The following is an 18,510-nucleotide window of genomic DNA, read 5'->3' on the forward strand; positions in this document are numbered from 1 at the left end:
CTACAAAGATAGGGCATTAAATACCGAAACAGAACCTTTTCGGAATGAATTAAGCCATACCCGGCAGCTTTACGCCGCTCGACTTTAAATCCTGGATCAGGCGTTCCTGCAGGTCTAATTTAGCACGGAGAAAATTCGAAGGTTCTACCCAAACTCTTACTGTATAACGCATGCCATCCGGGTCGAGGGTTTCCACGCCGATATACATGGCCGGTTCTACGAGGATATTCTTCGTTGCTTTTACCGTTTTGGTCATGGTCGCTTTTACCTGCTCAGAGTCGTAAGCGTAACTGATCTTCATTTCAATATCCAGCCTGCGCTTGCCTTCCCGGCTGACGTTGACGATGACTTCATTAAAAAGCTTTCCATTGGGGATAATTACTGTCTTATTATCAAAAGTGATGATCACAGTGTAAAAGATTTGTATTTCGGATACAATACCATCCTGCCCTTGCGCAATGATGTTGTCGTTAATTTCAAAGGGTTTCAACAGCAGAATCATCACGCCCCCTGCAAAGTTTTGCAAGGTGCCGGATAGCGCCAAACCGGCAGCTACCGTGGCAGCACTGATAATGGCCGTAAAGATGGTCAACTCCAGGCCTATCACCTCCATTACCACGATGATCAGTACCAGGTGAAGCGCCGTAAATGTTAAACTTAAGAAAAAGGGTTGTAATGAGGAATGTACCTGGCGGTGCGCCATCCGACGGCGCATGTAACCCCGCAGAAAACGAATGAACCAAAGTCCGATAATCAAAACGATAATGCCTATCAGTAATTTGGGGCCACGTGTGGCTAACCATAAATAAGCTGCATTATACAGTAAATGAATGTCCATGTAAACGGAAAAGAGCTGTTAAGATATAAGTGTTGCTAAAAGCTCCGGACCTTTAAGTACTACCCACTCGAATATCCGGGATTGCAAATATCTTTTTCTTTGGGTATTTTTTTTCATCTCGTTCACATTTTATCAAATGCTATGCCTTTTATCTGAGGGATAGTGTAAAAAGCCTGCATCGACCTATGAAATGACAGAAACACTACAAAAGCTTAACATAGAGGCTTTAGTGTTAAGTTTTATACCGTTTGCAGAAGTAGTTTATTTTGGACAAGTGTATACTCTGCTATGCTGTCAGGGGATTACAGTAAGCTAATCGAGATGGTTTCTCACATTGTATAAAAGAATACCAGTCCTGTTCAACTATATCAATATAAGCGTTGGGCGTTGCGATTCCTTCCCTTTGGGAAGGGGGAGGAAGGGGTAATAGATGACATGACCCCTCCCTAACCCTCCCGTGGGGAGGGAATTTAAATTTCTTTTGACAGACGCAGGAGTTATAGTATAAGCTGCTTCCATCCTTCGCCGAAATACTTTACATTTATGATTAGATCGGCGCGAAGTTGTCCGTATCTTTGCAGGCTATGATTTCCAAACTCACTATCGATAAGATTATGGAAGCGACCGACATTGTAGAGGTAGTCGGTGAGTTTGTACAATTAAAAAAGCGCGGGGCTAATTATGTCGGTCTTTCGCCATTCGCTAATGAAAGAACGCCCTCTTTTACGGTTTCTCCGGCCAAGGGTATTTTTAAGGATTTTAGTTCGGGTAAAGGTGGTTCTGCCGTTACCTTTCTAATGGAGCTCGAAAAGTTTACCTACCCCGAAGCGTTAAAATGGCTGGCGAAAAAGTACGGCATCGAGATAGAGGAAACCGAGGAAAACCGCGAGGATAAAGAAGCCGAGAACCGCCGTGAAAGCCTGATGATTGTAACGGGCTACGCGGCTAAGTTTTTCCAGGAAAGTTTGTGGGATACTGAGGAAGGGAAAAACATCGGCCTGAGCTATTTTAAAGAGCGCGGCTTCAGTAACGATATCATTAAAAAATTTGAGTTGGGTTATTCGCCCGACCAATGGGAGGCATTCTCGTCCGCAGCGGAAAAGGCAGGTTATCAGCCCGAATTTATGCTCGAAAGTGGTCTTTCGGTAAAGCGTGAAAACGGCACGCTGTATGATCGCTACCGTGGCCGGGTGATGTTCCCCATCCATAGCTTTACCGGTAGGGTGATTGCCTTCGGTGGACGTACGCTGAAGAGCGATAAGAACGTGCCTAAATACGTTAACTCGCCCGAGTCTGAGATCTATCACAAATCCAACGTTCTTTACGGCTTATTCTTTGCCAAAAAAGCCATCCGCGATTTTGATAACTGTTACCTGGTAGAGGGTTACGCAGATGTACTTTCGGTATTTCAGGCCGGGATAGAAAACGTGGTAGCCTCATCGGGTACCTCACTTACGGTGGAGCAGATCCGTTTGATTGGCCGTTTAACCAAAAACATCACCATACTTTATGATGGCGATGCGGCGGGGATCAAAGCGTCGCTGCGCGGGCTGGACCTGATCCTGGAAGAGGGCCTGAACGTAAAGGTAGTTTCTTTCCCGGACGGGCACGACCCGGACTCGTATGTGCGCCAGGTGGGCAGTACAGCCTTTAAACAACACATCGAACAAAATCGCCAGGACTTCATCTTATATAAAACCAACATCCTGCTAAAGGATGCCGGTACTGACCCTATTCGCCGGGCAGAGGTAATTCGCGAAGTGGTAGAAAGCATTGCTAAGATCCCGGATTCTATTAAGGCTTCGGTGTTCATCCGCGAGTGTAGCCACCAGATGCAGATTGAGGAGCGGGTGCTGCTTACCGAGCTGAATAAAATGCGGCTCAACAAAAGCAAAAAGAAGGGCGAACAACCAGAACCATCCAACTTTTTCCCGGAACAACCTCCTGAAGATCTTTTTGCTGATAATCCTGCCCCTGCTAATAATATCTCAAAAGCTTTATACAAAGAGCGCGAGGTGGTAAGGGTGCTGTTACTGTACGGTAACCGCATGATCGACTGGGACGGCATTGCCAATACCTATATTGGGCCGTTCATGATTGCCGAGATGAGCGACGTTACTTTTGAAGAGCCGGTTTGCAAGCAGTTTGTAGATATTTACCGCGAACAGGTAGAGAACGGCGTTTTGCCCGAAGATCAGTTTTTTATCCATCATGAGGATAAACAAATAGTAGACCTTGCGGTGGATTTGCTTTCGACCAAATACGCTTTAAGCGAAAACTGGTACGATATGCACCACATCCTGGTATCAGACGAGCAGCAGAATATGCGCGGAACCGTACTGGGGGCTATTTTCCACTTAAAAATGCAAAAGGTAGGCAAAATGTTGGAAGAACTTCGTAAAGAATTACAGGAGACTACCGTACCCGAAGACCAGGAAATATTGATGACCCGGTACATGCACCTGAAAAAAGTAGAGAAGCATATCTCAGATTATCTTGGCTCGGTAATCATTAAATAAATGGCGCAGCACCTGGATACCGGCCGCCGCGGCGAATTACTTGCCAAAAATCATTTATTAAGCCAGGGTTACGAGATCTTAGACGAGAACTGGACGCACGGCAAAGCCGAGATAGATTTAATTGCATATAAAGATAGTGTGATTATATTTACCGAGGTAAAAACGCGTACCGGCACCGGATTTGGCGAACCTGAGGATTTTGTGGATAACAGGAAGCAAAAACTGCTTGTCGATGCTGCGGATGAGTATATTTACCTAATGAACCACCAGGGTGAAGTGCGGTTTGATATTATATCCGTGCTGATCAAAGGTGATCATTATACATTAAAACATATAGAAGACGCATTCTGGCCGCAAGGCTGATAAATATTTCATGAAAACTAAAGGCATCTACCTCTTACTCGCAGCGCTGATTGTTCTGTATAGCTGCGGCAACCACCAGGAACAAACCACCAGTGACAATATTACTTTAACACCCGATGCCGGTACTACAGTGCGTTCCGGAGAAGCGGTACCGGTTAAAGTATCAGCCGGTGATATCAAGCCGGATTCGGTAGTGTACCTGCTGGATTCTACACGGGTAGGCGTACAGAAGGACCTATCTGCCTTCAGCTTAAAAACGGATAGTGTAAAGTTGGGTGTACGGATCATTACAGCAAAGGTTTACCAGGGTGGCAAGAGTAACGAGGGATCTACCAATGTGGTTATCGTGGCTGCCAAAGCACCCGAAGTGCTGACTTATAAAATTGAAAAGAGCTTCCCGCATGATACAAGTTCCTTCACTGAAGGATTGGAATACCACGATGGTTATTTCTACGAGAGTGATGGCGGGTATGCGGGTTCTTCTGAGGGGAATTCAAGTTTACGTAAAGTTGACCCTGCTACAGGAAAGGCAGTGCTGAAAACTGACGTAGATCCGAAAGTTTTTGCAGAAGGTATCACCGTGATCGACGGTAAAGTAATCCAACTAACCTATCACGAAAAGGTAGGCTATACCTACGATGCTAAAACCCTGAAACGGTTAAGTACTTTTCCATTCAATGCGGCAGCGCAGGGTTGGGGTTTATGTAACGACGGAAAGCAGCTATATGCCACCTTTGCAGAAAGCGATGCCGGCGGTACCAACCAGATCTTAATCCTCGATAAGAATACTTATCAGCGCAAAGGTGTTATTGATGTTTATGATGATAAAGGCCCGGTAACCAACCTTAACGAACTGGAATATATAAACGGGATGTTATATGCCAACGTTTGGCAAACGGATACCATTGTGGTTATTGACCCCAAAACAGGCGCGGTGCAGCAAAGGATAGATCTGGGTACATTGTACCCAGCAGACCAGCGCGCACCTAATGCAGACGTACTGAACGGTATTGCCTATGATAAAGCAGGCAACCGGATTTTTATCACCGGGAAAAAATGGCCGAAGCTATACCAGGTGAAGTTTGTAAAACCTGCAGCGTAGTTTAGTCCAGGTATTTTTTATACACGGGTCTATAGCCTAACAAATAAGCGATAGGGCTAAGTAAAGAAAATACTAAGGTTTGGATAAATGCTGGTGCTTTTGAAAACCGCAGTACTTCAGAAAAATGGCGTGCCGTTAATGCAAATTGCCAGATATTCGGAATACCGCTTGCTTTTGTTTTACCGTCTGCCGCCAGGCCGGTAATGGTTTCCAGCAAATGCTCTGTATTTAAAGCAGGTTGTACAATCCAGCTTACTATCGTTTTATTTTCAGAACTGTTCCACAAGGCATGTTCCTGGTTCATGGGAATATGCATGCGTTCACCTTCTTTTAGTTTTCTGATCCTTCCGTTGATCCTGACGGTTAGCTCGCCGCTGATCACGGTGAAATCTTCCGTCTGGTGCGGGTGATAATGCGGCAACGGTTCTGCCGACTTTGCAGCATAGACAGTTTCCATTTCCAGTAGTTCGCCACTGGTACTCTTCGCAGTTTTGATGAACCTGATCTGCTGCCCCGTTTTCGGATTAGTGATGATCTTATTTCTAACGGCCATGTGGTATAGGTTTTACCTTTTAGACGTAGAAAGGGGTAATTTTGATACAAAAAAATGATAAAATTTTCGAATAATTTTCGGGGGGCTAATAGCCGTTATTATCCCCGAAATTATAATAAGTAAGGGTAGGCGCATGTTCGCCTTGTGTTACTTTGTGCCACTTATCCAGCTTGTTGTTTACAAAGTATAAATAATAGCTTACCACATTATCGGTATATTCCAAAACTTCTACATCGGCATCGGGATTAGTAAAATGTCTGGAAGCAACAATATTCACCGGTTTCTTTTGTAGCGCGGCTTGCACTTCTGCTTTTGACATTCCGGTATGCACCTTTGTAAGGTCGACCTTGCGGAGCGTACTGCAGGCCGCAAATAAAATAACCGTCAGGATAAGGGCAATGGGTTTGAATAAAGTTTTCATGGTTGAAGTTTAAGGTTTATTATTAGAGTAGCTGTTAAACTAATAGTTTAACGTACGAAAGTAAAAAAGGGGATACATTTATATCCCCGTCGTTATAAAAAATAAGTTATAAGATTGCTGCCGGTTTATCTCCAGGCTTTGTACTGATTGATCAGCCCGTTGGTAGATGAATCATGTGAAGTAACCTGGTCGCCGGTTCTTAGTTCCGGAAGGATTTTTCCCGCCAGTTGTTTGCCCAGTTCAACGCCCCACTGGTCGAAGCTGTAAATGTTCCAGATAATGCCCTGGGTAAATATTTTGTGCTCGTAAAAAGCAATTAACGAACCGAGCGTTTCTGGTGTGATCTTTTTCACCAAGATGGAATTGGTCGGGCGGTTACCGTCGAATACCTTAAATGGTGCAAGTTTTTCTATTTCCTGTTCAGATTTTCCTGCGGCTTTCAGCTCTGCCGCTGCTTCTTCGTAGCTTTTACCATTCATCAGCGCTTCAGTCTGCGCAAAGAAGTTGCTGAGCAGTAAAGTATGGTGCTCGCCGATCGGGTTATGTGATTGCGCCGGTGCAATAAAATCGCAAGGGATTAGCTTGGTGCCCTGGTGAATCAACTGGTAAAAAGCATGCTGCCCGTTAGTGCCTGGTTCACCCCAGATGATCGGGCCGGTCTGATAGTCTACGTGCTCGCCGTTACGGGCAACAGACTTACCGTTGCTTTCCATATCGCCCTGCTGAAAATAGGCCGCAAAGCGGTGCATATACTGATCGTAAGGTAAAATGGCCTGGGTTTCTGCTTCAAAGAAGTTGTTGTACCAGATACCAATCAGCCCCATAATTACCGGGATGTTCTCTTCAAAAGGTGTGGTTTTGAAATGCTGATCTGCCTCATGTGCGCCTGCCAGCAGCTTTTGGAAATTATCAAACCCGATACCCAGTGCAATAGATAAGCCGATGGCACTCCACAAAGAATAGCGGCCGCCCACCCAGTCCCAGAACTCGAACATGTTGGCGGTATCAATACCAAATTCAGACACACCTTTACTGTTGGTGGAAAGGGCGGCAAAGTGCTTGGCGATATCTGCTTCCTTCGCGCCGCTGTCTAAAAACCATTGGCGTACGGTGTGGGCATTGGCCATGGTTTCTTGCGTGGTGAAGGTTTTAGAGGCGATCAGGAAAAGTGTAGTTTCCGGATTAATGGTTTTAAGAGTTTCGGCGATGTGCGTACCATCTACGTTTGATACAAAATGCAGGTTCAAACGGGTTTTGTAAGCCTTAAGCGCTTCGGTCACCATCACCGGGCCAAGGTCAGACCCGCCGATACCAATATTCACTACATCCGTAATTTCTTTGCCGGTATAGCCTTTCCAGTTACCGCTGATCACATCATCAGAAAATTGCTTCATGTGATCCAGTACGGCATTCACTTCAGGCATTACATCTTTACCATCTACATAAACCGGTGTATTGCTTTGGTTACGCAGGGCAGTATGCAGCACAGCGCGGTTTTCGGTAACGTTGATAGCTTCACCGGCAAACATAGCCCCAATAGCTTTATCTAATTCACACTCATGTGCCAGCTGAACCAGCAAGGCAACTGTCTTTTCGTCTATGCGGTTTTTTGAATAATCGAACAGAATGTCTTTAAACTGTACAGAGAATTTTTCAAAACGTCCTTCGTCTGCTTTAAAAAGATCAGCAAGATGTTGCGAAGTAAGCTCTATGAAATGGTCTGTAAGATAATTATAGGCTTTTGTAGTGGTAAAATTAATGTTTGGCAGCATGATTGTAGTGTTTTGACCAAAAGTAACAAGTTACGGGTTAAAGAATTGTTTTTACCTCAAAAAATTACAGTAAGATTTCTCTTCTCACATAGTGTAAATTCTACATTAACCATTGAGGATAGTGTAAAAATAACACAAAAAAATTGACAATATTTCAACAAAAATGAAATATTATTTATAAAATGAAAACAAATAGGTATTACATTTGTCTTTATACCACCCCTTTGCCGAAGGTTGTTGCCTAAAGCAAAAGGGATTCTAAGCTAATTACCATTAAATTCTGAATATTATGTTTGAGAACCTGTTTATGCTTGTTAAAAGCAACGCCGGCGAAGCCGTTATCCAAAATCCCGTTATCCCTGCAGGGCAAAGTGAAGCTGTGATCAATGATGCGTCAAGCGCTATTATTGAAGTGCTGAAAAAGCAGTTAGACAATGGACGTATTAAAGACTTGATCCGTTTCTTTAAGTTTATGGACGTGAAGAACAACGAACTGGTAACCAGTATGATCAACCGCTTTGCCAATAAGTTGAACAAGTATTATAACATCGATCCGAAGTCGGCCTTCAATGCGTCGAGCTTATTGATCGTCCCGGTGATCGAACAGATGGCAAAACTTTCTAAAAGTACTGCCGAAAGTGAATTTACTATCAACCGGTTTTTATCCAAGTTGAGCGGCGGAAATGATTTCAGTACCCTTGTAGACAGCTACATGGCCGCCTGATCAGCCGTCCGCATAATATTTCAGAAGGGCTTGCCTCGTGAGGCGGGCCTTTTTTGTTTTGAAGGTGACAACCTCCCCTAACCCTCTCCCGAAGGAGCGGGAACTGATAGTGGCTGCTACTTATAACTTTCTACTTTAAACTTTTACGCACTTCATCTTTCATCTTCAAAAACTATCTTTGCTTCATGACTAAAGAACAGATTCAGGATTTAAGGGATAGAACAGCTTCCCTGAGGAGGCATCTTTGACATCGATAAGAAACTCGATGAACTGCAAAAAGAACAGGAAATAACCATAGCCCCCAACTTTTGGGACCACCCCAAAGAAGCGGAGAAGGTATTGGCGTCTATCAAAGCCAAAAAGGTGTGGACCGATGCTTACCAGAAGGTACAAGCGATTATAGAAGATACCGGCGTTTTATTTGAATTTTATCAAAGCGGCGACGCCAGCGAAGCAGAAATGCAAGAGCAGTTTAACATGGCCACAAAGGCAATGGAAGAACTGGAGTTTAAAAACATGCTTTCTGCCGAAGAAGATCAGCTGAATGCGGTGCTGCAGATCACCGCCGGTGCCGGTGGCACAGAAAGCTGCGACTGGGCCAGCATGCTGATGCGGATGTACATTATGTGGGGCGAGAAGAACGGCTACAAGGTGTCTGAACAGGATTACCAGGAAGGCGACGTTGCCGGCATTAAAACCGTTACGCTGCAAATAGAAGGCGAATTTGCTTATGGTTATTTAAAGGGCGAGAACGGCGTTCACCGCCTGGTGCGTGTTTCTCCGTTTGATGCTAATGCGAAACGACATACTTCGTTTGCTTCGGTTTATGTGTATCCGCTGGTGGATGATACCATCGAGATAGAAGTGAACCCGGCCGATATTGAGTTTGAAACCTTCCGCTCCGGTGGTGCAGGTGGGCAGAACGTAAACAAGGTGGAAACTGCTGTACGACTATACCACAAACCTTCTGGTATTATCATCAAAAACCAGGAGTCGCGCTCGCAACTGCAGAATAAGGAGAACGCCATCCGCTTGCTGAAATCGCAATTGTATGAGATCGAGATGCGTAAGCGTATGGAAACAACCAATGCCATTGAAGGTGCGAAGAAGAAGATTGAGTGGGGTTCGCAGATCCGCAACTATGTATTGCATCCGTACAAGCTGGTGAAAGACCTGCGTACCGATTACGAAACTTCTAACGCGCAAGCGGTGCTGGATGGTGAACTGGACGAATTCCTGAAAGCCTACCTGATGGAATTCGGCGGCGGAAGAGGATAAGATATGAGCAGGAAGTCTATAATAATATGTGGTTCATATGTCGTTTCCATAATTGCCATCGTGGTTTTTAATACGGATAAAGAATTTAAAAGTGGCCCTTGTACGCCTAATTTAGACTTCCTGAGTTTTTTTCTTTTTGGTATAGTTTCAACAATAGCACTAGTAATAAGTGCGGTTAGATTTATAACGGGAAGAAAAAATAATGCCTTATTATTTATTAATGCATCTGCAGCAGTTGGTTGGTGGGGATTTATTTTTATAGAGAGTTTCATCAGTAAAAGCTAAAAATTGGTAATCAAATTAAAGCGTACGGTACAAATTACTTTGCTTGCCTATGTAGTGGCTTTGCTAACTATAATAATTTGTAACCTTTTTAAGTTTACCCACGGGATTGTTGATGAATTAGCCTCATTTTTGGTGTTAATATGGGGGTTGTTTTCAACTATAGCTACGTTGATCTATCTTTTTCGGGCCTTTAATGGGATGGAAGATCGTGTAATGATTTTGGTAAATGGCATTGCTGCGGGTATCTTTTGGGTAAGTTTTTTTATTATGGTTAAAGGCATCAATTGTTAATTTTCTAGTACTTTTTTACTTTGAAAAATCACTATTAAACCTGTTAAGCGATGAAAAAGTTTCTTTTTGCTTTCTTGTTGTTAATACAAGCTTTAAACTTAGCAGCGCAATCGCGAGCAGAAAAAGCGATTGATCTTTACCCTGATGGTGTTCCTAACAGCAAAACTGCACCTGCCACTTACCAGGAGAAACACGCTAAGGGCGATTGGATCACGATGGTTACCAAACCTCAGATTACGCCTTATTTGCCCGAAGAGGGAAAAGCTAACGGTGCGGCAGTGCTGGTTTTCCCAGGTGGTGCGTACGCAGGGTTGGCTAACGACCATGAAGGTGCGCAGGTTGCCCAAAAGTTTGCCGAAACAGGTGTAACTGCTTTTCTGGTTAAATACCGTTTGCCGTCTGATGAAATTATGGCAGATAAGCGCATCGGTCCGCTACAGGATGCCCAGCGCGCCTTACAATTTGTGAGGCAAAATGCTGCTAAGTATCACATCGATCCCAATAAAGTTGGTATCATCGGCTTCTCGGCAGGGGGACACCTGGTTACTACTACGGCAACTCATTTTAATAAGGCTTTTATTGCCAACCCGGATCAGGTAAACCTTCGTCCCGATTTTCTGATTGCCATCTATCCGGTGGTATCCCTGGGCGAGTACAGGCATGCAGGCTCGCGCGATAATCTTTTGGGCAAGAACCCTGCACAAGAGCAGATCGACTACTTTTCGAACGAAAAGCAAGTGACAAAGGATACCCCGCCAACCTTCCTTGTGCATGCACAGGACGATGATGTGGTACCGGTACAAAACTCGCTGCTGTTCTACGATGCACTCCTGAAAAATGGTGTTAAAGCCGAAATGCACATCTACCAGGCGGGCGGCCACGGCTTTGGGTTGCATAATGCTAAAGAGCCCGAAGATTGGTTCGAAGACTTAAAAGCATGGATGAAGCTGAATGGCTGGGTGAAATAAAACATTTGATAATTTTCGATCATGTCATGATAGGCTTGTCGACCTGTCCCGAACTAGTTTCGGGGAGTATCTGTACATTTTTCATGTTACTTTACCCTTCGACAAGCTCAGGGTGACAAATCTTAGTTTTGCTATAATCGCACGCTCAATCCCAACGATTTAATCGTTTTTCTTTTGAAGCACGCATTACATGCGTGCGCTAGAGGGAGTGTCATGCTGATGCTCTCAAAGCATGAGCGCTGGGCAGTTAGAGGTTGTGGCGATACAAATACGATCATACGGAGAGCGACAAAAGGCTTGCTAGTTTATATTACAAGGTGAAGATTGCCGCGTCTCCCGATAGCCATTGGGCTCGTCGCAATAGTAAAGGTCAGCTAATTCGGTTACCAAGTTAGCTAACCTTTACAGCAATGACGACAGGTTTTAAATCTGAATAGGTCATCCCAGGAGCTTGCGAAGGCCTGAATCTTTAAAGAAATACAACATCACTGTGCCATCTGACCCTGACTTAAAAGTCAGAAAACCGATGGCCGGCCCGGTAAATGTGGCGAACTGGTTTTTGCCAGCCAGCCAAAGCCACCGATTTTAAACAAAAAAAGCCGACTATTCGCCGACTTTTTGTATCAAATAACATCACGAGATTATTCCGTTTTAGCGGCAGCTTCTTTCGGCGATGCTGCTTTGTCTTTTACAGGCTGTCCGTCGCGGATCTCGTCAGTCGCTTGTGTTACAATTTTGTCACCCTTGTTTAAACCGGCGCCGAAAATTTCCATCTGGTCTCCCGCTGCTAAACCTTTCTTTACCTCTACCCAGCGGGCATGGTGGCTATTATCAACCTTAACTACAAAAACCTTTTCGGTAGAACTTACCACGGCTGTTTTAGGCACAATAAAGGCGCTGTCGCGAGAAGGTAGCGGCACATGCACTTCTGCATACATACCCGGTAAAAGCTTCTTTTCAGGATTATAAACATCCATTTCCAATCGCTCTGCACGCAATTTATTATCCAGGGCTCCAGCCAAACGACTTACTTTAGCTTTAAAAGTTTGGTTTTGTAATGAACGTACAGTGAACTCAACCTCGTCGCGGTTACTTAATCCGCCGGTATAGGCTTCCGGGATAGATACGATCAGGCGGAGCCTGCGCTGCTGTTGTAGTACTAACAATGGCAATTCAGACCCTTTTCCAGAAGGGCCGACATAAGCACCCACGTTTACATTTCTGGCGCTGATCACACCATCAAACGGCGCTCGAATCTCTAAATAACCCAGGTTGGCAGACACCTGTTTGTAGTATGATTTTGCAGCTTCCACATTTGCCAGATCTGCACCTTTACGCGCCGACGCCTGGTCAAGATCGTTCTGGGCAATGGTACCCGGCGTTTTGCTGGTATTCTCCAGACGGTCGTAATTAGCTTTGCTTGCCATGTAGATAGCTTGCTGCTGTGCAATCCGTGCTTTAGCCTCTGCCAGTTGTGAGTTTACTTCGGGCGCTTCTAACGTTAAAAGCAACTGCCCTTTGTGCACCTCGCTACCCACATCAACCAATAGCTTTTTTACATAGCTGTTAGTTTTGGCGTAAAGGTCTACCTGTTGGTAAGGCGCCAATTCCCCGGGTACCTGAATGCTCGACGTCAGTTTACCTTTCGCTAAAGAAATGGTTTCTACAGGCGGTGTCTCAACGGCAGCTTCCTGCTGTTCCTCTTGCTTTTCTTCCTCTTTTTCGGCTTTGTTACTTCCGCAGCCGGCGGCAACCAATGCAGTAAAGCTTATTAGAACAAGTGCTTTTACCACTGAAGCTTTTTTAAATATGATAGTTTTCATTGCTCTTTTATCTCGCTTAATGTTTTCCGGTGTTTAATTTAAGTCGCGCTTCTCCTTCTTCGTGTGTCCGCGGCACATAAAACTTACTTTCGCTGTCCTCTGGATCCAGTGAAACAGACTCTGTAGAGGTATTGCCTTGTACCCAGGCAAAAACCAGCGGCAGGATCAGTAAGGCAGCAAAAGTTGAGGCTAACAAACCGCCGATCACCGCGCGGCCTAATGGCGATGTCTGGTCGCCGCCTTCGCCTAAGCCGGAAGCCATCGGGATCATCCCCACCATCATTGCCAAACTGGTCATCAGGATCGGTCTTAAACGCAGTGCAGCAGCTTCACGCGCAGCCTGCAAGGCATTTCCGCTATATTTTCGCAGCTCCTCTGCGTTAGAGATCAGCAATACGGAGTTAGAAATGGATACCCCTACAGACATGATCATACCCATGTACGACTGCAAATTGAGTGTCGAACCGGTGACCTTCACCAACAACATAGAGCCGAACAATACTGCTGGCACCGTAGAAAGCACCACCAGCGACACTTTGAACGACTGGAAATTGGCGGTCAGCATCAGGAAGATTACAATTACTGCAACTAATAAACCATTTTGCAAACTACCCAGCGTATCATCCAGCGTTTGAGTTAAGCCGCGCGGGGTGATGGTTAGTCCGCGTGGTAGTTTACCAAGCGATTTCAGCGCTTTCTGCACATCGTCCGAAGCACTGCCCAAATCCTTCTTGTTAATATTAGCTGTCACGGTCAGCATCGGGATAGCACCAATGTCATCATTCTCGCCAAAGGTTGTACCGGTTTTAATATCAGCCACATCACCCAAAACCGGGCGCGGCTGGTTACTCATTACCGGTATCTCGCGGATACTATTCATGCTGGACATCTGGTATTCCGGCACCTGCACTTGCACGTTATAGCTCAAACCTACTTTTTCATCCAGCCAAACGTTCTTGTCTGTAAACCTTGAAGAAGAAGTGGAAGTCGTCAGCGAACGCGAAATATCCGTAACGCCGATACCTAATTGTGCGGCGCGCACCCTATCGATATTGATATTGATAGACGGGTAATGGATCGCCTGGCCAATCTGCACATCGCGCAGGTAATCTATCTGTTTCAGTTTCTCCAGTACCTTATAAGCGTACTGCACGTTCTGCTTTTTATTCTTGCTGGATATGGCAACTTCTACCGGGGTTGGCGAACCCTGGCTTAATATTTTATCTGTCAGCTCGATAGGCTCGAAAGAAAGCGTCACCTGCGGAAGCTCCTTCCTGATCCTTGCCCTGAACTTTTCTTTAAAGTCGTCCAGGTTTACTTTATAATCTTCGGCCAGGTTCACCTGCATTACCGCCTCGTGCGGGCCAGCCATAAATAAATAGATGGGGCTGGTAGAGAACTGCGAAGGGTGCTGCCCTACAAAACACGAAGTTACCTGCACATTGCCCGGACCAACCATTTTGTTCAGCACCTGTAGCGCTTTGATGGTAGTAGCCTCTGTCCGTTCCAACCGAGTACCATCCGGCAGACGCAACCTTACCTGGAAAGTGCCGGAGTTTACCTTCGGTAACACATCGCGTCCGGTGATAGTGAGCAGTAAAAATGCCAGTCCTAAAGCCGCTACCACATAAACAACAGAGATCAGTTTACGCCGTTGCAGCATCCGGTCCATCAGCTTCAGGTAACGAACCCTGAACTTATCAAATTTACTTTCCGGCTTTTCGGCATGCTCCATGGCCTGCTTAATGGCACGTTCTTTTTGTGCGGCATCGTCGCCTTCATCTTCCATGGCATAACCGTCAGCGTGGCTATGGTCTTCATGCTCGTTCTTCATGATCCAGTTTGCCATAACCGGCACAAAGGTTTGCGCCAGCAGGTAAGAGGTGATCATGGAGAAACCGATAGCCAATGCCAGCGGCAGGAACAGCGCACCGGGGATACCCTTCATGGTAAATGCCGGGGCAAACACCGCCAGGATACAGAATAGGATCAGCAACTTCGGAAAGGCAATTTCCTTACAGGCATCCCAAATGGCCAGGGCCTTGGGCTTGCCCATATCAAAGTGCTGGTGAATATTTTCTATAGTTACCGTCGATTCATCTACCAGGATACCAATAGCCAGTGAAAGGCCGCTCAGTGTCATGATATTAATGGTTTGCTTGAACAGGTAGAGGAATAGGATACCCGAGATGATGGACGTCGGGATGGTCAAAATCACGATCAGTGCCCCTCTGCGGTCGCCAAGGAACAGCAACACCATCAAACCGGTAAGGATCGCACCGATAGCACCTTCTTCTGCCAAACTCTTTACTGCGTTGATTACGTAAACAGATTGATCGAACACATAAGAAAGCTTTACATCATCTGGCAGAAGGCTTTGAAAGCGTGGGATAGATTTCTTTAGGTTTTGAACCACTTCCCAGGTAGAAGCATCTGCAGATTTGGTGATGGGCAGGTAAACCGAACGCTTACCATTTACCAGTGCATAACTGCTGGTAATATCGGCACCGTCTTCAACCGTGGCCACATCACGAAGGAATAAGGTTTGGATACCATTACGATAGATGGGAATATCGCCAAATTCTGGAATTTTTTTGATTGACGTGTTGGCTGGCGTAACGTAATTGAGGTCGCCGATGCGTACGTTACCTGCAGGGGTGTTCTGGTTATTCTCGCGGATGGCGGCCACAATCTGGTCAGGCGTCAGATTGTGTGAGCGAAGTAACTCGGGGTCTACTTTAACAACAACCGTACGGGTATTACCACCGAATGGCGCCGGGGAAACCAAGCCCGGGACAGACGTAAACGACGAACGCACATAAATATTCGCCAGATCGAGCAGTTGGTTATTCGTTCGTTTCGGACTGCTTAATACTAATTGCCCCACGGGAAGCGTAGAAGCATCAAACCGCAGGATGAAGGGCGGCTGGGTACCGGGCGGAAAAATCGCCTGGGCCCGGTTGGTATAGGCCGTCACCTCCGCGGCGGCCTGTGCCATATTCGTTCCTTCGTAAAAAGTCAGCTTCATCAGCGTTAAACCCGAAATGTTACGCGTCTCGATGCTTTTTACACCGGAAACGTAGAGCAACAGGTTAACATATTGCTTACCGAAGTAAGATTCCATCTGGTCTGCAGTGTAACCACCAAAAGGGTGGGAAATATAGATCACCGGCAGGTTCAGGTCTGGAAAAATATCTATTTTAATATTGCGTACCGCGTTAACACCAAAGAAAAACAAACCAGCTACCAGTACCAGTACGGTTATTGGTTTTCTTAACGCGCCTTTAATTAATCCCATCTTAGCTGTGTTTGATTATAAGTTATTGATAAAAATACCGAAATCGCCGGTGGCGGCAGCTTTGTAAAGCACGGCCTGCCAAACGTTATTAAAGGCAATATCGCGGTCTATCTGGGCACGGTTTAAACTATACAGCGCCTGCGTAAGATCAACAATACTGGATAGGCCATTCTTATATAGCGTGCTTTTCTGGATGTAGGCATCATTAGCAGCCTTCACTTCTACCGGCGCTTCGCGGTAGTTTCGCAAGGCGGTTGAGATACGGCTTTCAGCCAAAATCTCCTGATCCTGCAAACGCTGGCTTACCAGGTCATAATCATTCTGATACTGTAGCGAAGTAAATTTCTGCGACTGCACCTGGTGATGCACCCGGAATACGCTGGTGAAGTTCCAGACCATACCCACGCCCAACAGGTAGTTGAAACGGGTAGGATCAACACCTGAACCGTAGCTGCTGGTATAATCATTCGGGTCGATGTTTACATCGTTCTTAAAACCTGATCCCCTGCCCTGGTACACACCAAAAAAGCTGAAGGTGGGATAAGCAAGGCGGCTGTAATACTTGGCCTGCTGGTCGCTAACGGCAACGCGGTTATGGTAGAATTGAAGAACCGGGTGGGCATCAAGCGGCGCGGCGGCTTGGGGATCGGTATTGGCCGGCACGTTAGTTACAAACAGGCTGTCTAATGCATAATTCTGTGGCGGCGTACCCAGATACTGCGCCAGCTGGTTACTTTGATCCTGCTCATTTTGCTGTGCATTCGTCAATGCGATGCGTGCTGCAGAAACCTCGGCATTTGCCAGCGAAGAATCAACGCCAGGGTTTAGGCCGTTCTTAACACGGGCAACTACCACACGCCTGATCTCTAATGATCTGTTCAGATTATCCTGCTGCGATTTTACCAAACGCTGTGCAGCAAGTAAATTCAGATAGGCAGCAGAGAGGCGTACCTTATGCTGAAAAAGTTCCTGGGTAAGATCCGTCTGGTTCAGGTTCACATAGCTTTTCTGAACGTTGATCTTTTCCTTTGACCTACCGAAGGTAAAAAAGTCCCAGTTGACATTGGTGAGGTAAAGGGCGCCAAAAGCGGCATTCCAGTTCTGGTTGGGCTGTGCCGGGCCAGAAGAGGCCACACTTAAACCGCGGTAACCAAACAGCGGGCCGTTGGTGCCGTTAATTGTACCGTAATCCTGCTGTGCAGAAAAATTAACATCGGGAAGATACTCTGTCCGCGCTTCTTTCAACGCGGATTTAGAGGCATTCAGCTGATTGTTCTTTGCTTTTATTGCCGGATAATTTTCCAACCCTATCCTTAGCGCATCCTTTAATGTTAATGTTTGCTGGGCATAACTATCAACGGAGAAGACAAAAACAAAAAGCCCTGCCAGGGCAATACGTTTTCTTAACATGGGGTATTCATAAGAGATGGTGCAAATGTACAGTTTACACTAAGATGCTATTGTAATAAACTTGTTTCTTTTATGTGAAATTTACAATCTTAATGTCATTAAAAAGCATCAATAGCATATTTATCAAGACAATTTCGTAAAAAATGCAAATATGTTATTAATACATACGATTAAGACAGGAAATTTAATCACCCCACTATAGCGAGTCTACAGTAACTAAAGAACTTCAAATAGAAAGAATAAAACGAATAACCCTAACCATCAAGGACTATATAATAACTTTGCAGCATTAGATTTCCGAAATTTTAATTTTCGTATTGCCGTCCTAACTTGTAGTAAATTGTGGCACCTATGAACTTAAAAAACTCATTCCTAAAATTTTTAACCTTTACAGTTTTTTTCTGGTTTACGTCGTAAAGCAATTTCGTCCTTTTCTTTTCTAAAAATGGTTCTATAACTTTTTGTAATTTCTTCTTACTCTTTTCAGAATATTTGAGATTACCAAGCATTGAAACAGATCGAAAATAAAGTAATACCGGATGACCATCAATAAACGTATAATATTGAGGATAAACACCATCGTCTGTATCATGATTAAAACTCGAAGCCTGTGATAAAACGGCATAGCGGAGGAGGGTATCGTTTTTATGGTAATCCGCTATTTGAACTGTCACGTAACCCAAACCCTTTTTAAAGAAATGAAATTCATCACCTCCTTTTTTTTGCTCCTCAATAAAGTTTGTTATGTTTTTTGTAAAAGTAGAATCCTTGATATTCAATTCCTGGATATCGACATTCAATCTTTGAGCTGATGTCGAGCTAAATAAGATCAATCCAATGACTATAACTAAAAGCTTTTTCATAA

15 protein-coding genes are annotated in these 18,510 nt (G+C 45.0%); 7 read left to right on the plus strand and 8 right to left on the minus strand.

The genetic code is table 11. The features are described 5' to 3' along the window. Positions 1 to 49 precede the first annotated feature (49 nt). Positions 50 to 838 (minus strand): mechanosensitive ion channel family protein, encoded by a 789-nt coding sequence (locus MUY27_RS06210; protein WP_245129123.1) that lies wholly within the window; start codon positions 836 to 838, stop codon positions 50 to 52. Positions 839 to 1,422: 584 nt separating this feature from the next. On the opposite strand from MUY27_RS06210, the gene dnaG reads away from it, so the two are divergent. Genes dnaG through MUY27_RS06225 form a run of 3 tightly spaced genes read left to right on the plus strand, consistent with a single transcriptional unit; the run spans position 1,423 to position 4,822 of the window. After that, positions 1,423 to 3,357 carry a DNA primase gene (gene dnaG, locus MUY27_RS06215; RefSeq protein WP_245129124.1) on the plus strand — a complete coding sequence of 645 codons (1,935 nt, stop codon included), beginning with the start codon at positions 1,423 to 1,425 and terminating at the stop codon, positions 3,355 to 3,357. Next, positions 3,358 to 3,720, plus strand: a complete 363-nt coding sequence (locus MUY27_RS06220; RefSeq protein ID WP_245129125.1) for a YraN family protein — start codon at positions 3,358 to 3,360, stop codon at positions 3,718 to 3,720. It abuts the gene before it with no gap. 10 nt (positions 3,721 to 3,730) lie between these two features. Beyond that, a complete protein-coding gene (locus MUY27_RS06225) occupies positions 3,731 to 4,822 on the plus strand; it encodes a glutaminyl-peptide cyclotransferase (RefSeq protein WP_245129126.1) in 1,092 nt (363 codons plus the stop codon). 1 nt (position 4,823) lies between these two features. On the opposite strand, the gene MUY27_RS06230 is transcribed toward MUY27_RS06225, so the two are convergent. From MUY27_RS06230 to pgi, 3 genes are all read right to left on the minus strand, one after another. Continuing rightward, on the minus strand, positions 4,824 to 5,375 hold the full coding sequence (locus tag MUY27_RS06230; protein ID WP_245129127.1) for a cupin domain-containing protein: 552 nt from the start codon (positions 5,373 to 5,375) through the stop codon (positions 4,824 to 4,826). Positions 5,376 to 5,460: 85 nt separating this feature from the next. After that, positions 5,461 to 5,796, minus strand: coding sequence for a hypothetical protein (locus tag MUY27_RS06235; protein WP_245129128.1), 336 nt, complete (start codon positions 5,794 to 5,796; stop codon positions 5,461 to 5,463). 125 nt (positions 5,797 to 5,921) lie between these two features. Beyond that, a complete protein-coding gene (gene pgi / locus MUY27_RS06240; protein ID WP_245129129.1) occupies positions 5,922 to 7,568 on the minus strand; it encodes a glucose-6-phosphate isomerase in 1,647 nt (548 codons plus the stop codon). Between the two features lie 289 nt (positions 7,569 to 7,857). On the opposite strand from pgi, the gene MUY27_RS06245 reads away from it, so the two are divergent. The 4 genes from MUY27_RS06245 (at position 7,858) to MUY27_RS06260 (ending at position 11,114) form a co-directional block, all read left to right on the plus strand. Next, positions 7,858 to 8,292: a hypothetical protein gene (locus tag MUY27_RS06245; protein WP_245129130.1), complete on the plus strand. Its 435-nt coding sequence runs from the start codon at positions 7,858 to 7,860 to the stop codon at positions 8,290 to 8,292. Between the two features lie 185 nt (positions 8,293 to 8,477). Beyond that, positions 8,478 to 9,570 (plus strand): peptide chain release factor 2 gene (gene prfB / locus MUY27_RS06250; protein ID WP_245129131.1). Its coding sequence is split into 2 segments (ribosomal slippage): positions 8,478 to 8,537 and positions 8,539 to 9,570, totalling 1,092 coding nucleotides; the frame shifts between segments, so codons are not numbered across the junction. A gap of 3 nt (positions 9,571 to 9,573) precedes the next feature. Further along, positions 9,574 to 9,855, plus strand: coding sequence for a hypothetical protein (locus tag MUY27_RS06255; RefSeq protein WP_245129132.1), 282 nt, complete (start codon positions 9,574 to 9,576; stop codon positions 9,853 to 9,855). A 341-nt stretch (positions 9,856 to 10,196) separates the two neighbouring features. Then, a complete protein-coding gene (locus MUY27_RS06260) occupies positions 10,197 to 11,114 on the plus strand; it encodes an alpha/beta hydrolase (protein ID WP_245129133.1) in 918 nt (305 codons plus the stop codon). 641 nt (positions 11,115 to 11,755) lie between these two features. On the opposite strand, the gene MUY27_RS06265 is transcribed toward MUY27_RS06260, so the two are convergent. From MUY27_RS06265 to MUY27_RS06280, 4 genes are all read right to left on the minus strand, one after another. Next, positions 11,756 to 12,937, minus strand: a complete 1,182-nt coding sequence (locus tag MUY27_RS06265; RefSeq protein ID WP_245129134.1) for an efflux RND transporter periplasmic adaptor subunit — start codon at positions 12,935 to 12,937, stop codon at positions 11,756 to 11,758. A gap of 16 nt (positions 12,938 to 12,953) precedes the next feature. Continuing rightward, positions 12,954 to 16,235 (minus strand): efflux RND transporter permease subunit, encoded by a 3,282-nt coding sequence (locus MUY27_RS06270; protein ID WP_245129135.1) that lies wholly within the window; start codon positions 16,233 to 16,235, stop codon positions 12,954 to 12,956. A gap of 15 nt (positions 16,236 to 16,250) precedes the next feature. Continuing rightward, the gene (locus MUY27_RS06275) at positions 16,251 to 17,645 is read right to left on the minus strand and encodes a TolC family protein (protein WP_245129136.1); all 1,395 of its coding nucleotides are present in this window, start codon (positions 17,643 to 17,645) and stop codon (positions 16,251 to 16,253) included. A gap of 305 nt (positions 17,646 to 17,950) precedes the next feature. Beyond that, a complete protein-coding gene (locus tag MUY27_RS06280; protein ID WP_245129137.1) occupies positions 17,951 to 18,508 on the minus strand; it encodes a hypothetical protein in 558 nt (185 codons plus the stop codon). Positions 18,509 to 18,510 lie beyond the last annotated feature (2 nt).

Origin of the sequence: Mucilaginibacter straminoryzae, from assembly GCF_022953055.1 — a bacterium.
Classification (GTDB): domain Bacteria; phylum Bacteroidota; class Bacteroidia; order Sphingobacteriales; family Sphingobacteriaceae; genus Mucilaginibacter; species Mucilaginibacter straminoryzae.

Coding starts and splice junctions, on each gene's coding strand:
- pgi (WP_245129129.1), bottom strand. CDS start 7,568: ATGCTGCCAAACATTAATTTTACCACTACAAAAGCCTATAATTATCTT.
- MUY27_RS06265 (WP_245129134.1), bottom strand. CDS start 12,937: ATGAAAACTATCATATTTAAAAAAGCTTCAGTGGTAAAAGCACTTGTT.
- dnaG (WP_245129124.1), top strand. CDS start 1,423: ATGATTTCCAAACTCACTATCGATAAGATTATGGAAGCGACCGACATT.
- MUY27_RS06225 (WP_245129126.1), top strand. CDS start 3,731: ATGAAAACTAAAGGCATCTACCTCTTACTCGCAGCGCTGATTGTTCTG.
- MUY27_RS06230 (WP_245129127.1), bottom strand. CDS start 5,375: ATGGCCGTTAGAAATAAGATCATCACTAATCCGAAAACGGGGCAGCAG.
- MUY27_RS06260 (WP_245129133.1), top strand. CDS start 10,197: ATGAAAAAGTTTCTTTTTGCTTTCTTGTTGTTAATACAAGCTTTAAAC.
- MUY27_RS06270 (WP_245129135.1), bottom strand. CDS start 16,235: ATGGGATTAATTAAAGGCGCGTTAAGAAAACCAATAACCGTACTGGTA.
- MUY27_RS06245 (WP_245129130.1), top strand. CDS start 7,858: ATGTTTGAGAACCTGTTTATGCTTGTTAAAAGCAACGCCGGCGAAGCC.
- MUY27_RS06275 (WP_245129136.1), bottom strand. CDS start 17,645: ATGTTAAGAAAACGTATTGCCCTGGCAGGGCTTTTTGTTTTTGTCTTC.
- MUY27_RS06210 (WP_245129123.1), bottom strand. CDS start 838: ATGGACATTCATTTACTGTATAATGCAGCTTATTTATGGTTAGCCACA.
- MUY27_RS06235 (WP_245129128.1), bottom strand. CDS start 5,796: ATGAAAACTTTATTCAAACCCATTGCCCTTATCCTGACGGTTATTTTA.
- MUY27_RS06280 (WP_245129137.1), bottom strand. CDS start 18,508: ATGAAAAAGCTTTTAGTTATAGTCATTGGATTGATCTTATTTAGCTCG.
- MUY27_RS06255 (WP_245129132.1), top strand. CDS start 9,574: ATGAGCAGGAAGTCTATAATAATATGTGGTTCATATGTCGTTTCCATA.
- MUY27_RS06220 (WP_245129125.1), top strand. CDS start 3,358: ATGGCGCAGCACCTGGATACCGGCCGCCGCGGCGAATTACTTGCCAAA.